Consider the following 739-nt stretch of genomic DNA (forward strand, 5'->3'; position numbering starts at 1 on the left):
GCACCACTTTAGAGCCATTAGCTCAGTTGGTAGAGCATCTGACTTTTAATCAGAGGGTCGAAGGTTCGAGTCCTTCATGGCTCACCATTTTTATATGTTTTATGCGGGTGTGGCGGAATTGGCAGACGCACCAGACTTAGGATCTGGCGCCGCAAGGCGTGGGGGTTCGACTCCCTTCACCCGCATGTTTCGCGGAAGTAGTTCAGTGGTAGAACACCACCTTGCCAAGGTGGGGGTCGCGGGTTCGAATCCCGTCTTCCGCTTTACCAGTTTGCTTGCCGGGGTGGCGGAACTGGCAGACGCACAGGACTTAAAATCCTGCGGTAGGTGACTACCGTACCGGTTCGATTCCGGTCCTCGGCACCATATTACATGCGCCCGTAGCTCAATTGGATAGAGCGTTTGACTACGGATCAAAAGGTTAGGGGTTCGACTCCTCTCGGGCGCGCCAAATTTTACGGGAAGTAGCTCAGCTTGGTAGAGCACTTGGTTTGGGACCAAGGGGTCGCAGGTTCGAATCCTGTCTTCCCGACCATCTGTTTTTAATAAAAAGGGGCCTTAGCTCAGCTGGGAGAGCGCCTGCTTTGCACGCAGGAGGTCAGCGGTTCGATCCCGCTAGGCTCCACCATACTACTCTTTTAGTAAAAAGAAATTGATCTTTGAAAACTGAACAAAATACATGCCAGTTAATTCTTGATTTATTTATTTTATGAGCAATCAAACATCTTTTTGGATTTTT

General features: G+C 49.9%; 7 tRNA genes. All 7 read left to right on the forward strand.

Annotation, left to right across the window (positions count from 1 at the left end):
• Positions 1–11 precede the first annotated feature (11 nt).
• A tRNA-Lys gene (locus QY97_RS19325) sits at positions 12–87 on the forward strand.
• A 16-nt stretch (positions 88–103) separates the two neighbouring features.
• Positions 104–185 (forward strand) — tRNA-Leu (locus tag QY97_RS19330).
• 6 nt (positions 186–191) lie between these two features.
• Positions 192–263: transfer RNA gene (locus QY97_RS19335), tRNA-Gly, on the forward strand.
• Positions 264–277: 14 nt separating this feature from the next.
• Positions 278–366: transfer RNA gene (locus tag QY97_RS19340), tRNA-Leu, on the forward strand.
• Between the two features lie 8 nt (positions 367–374).
• A tRNA-Arg gene (locus tag QY97_RS19345) sits at positions 375–451 on the forward strand.
• Between the two features lie 7 nt (positions 452–458).
• Positions 459–535: transfer RNA gene (locus QY97_RS19350), tRNA-Pro, on the forward strand.
• A gap of 17 nt (positions 536–552) precedes the next feature.
• Positions 553–628: transfer RNA gene (locus QY97_RS19355), tRNA-Ala, on the forward strand.
• Positions 629–739 lie beyond the last annotated feature (111 nt).

The organism is Bacillus thermotolerans (assembly GCF_000812025.2).
Taxonomy (GTDB): Bacteria; Bacillota; Bacilli; order Bacillales; family Domibacillaceae; genus Quasibacillus; species Quasibacillus thermotolerans.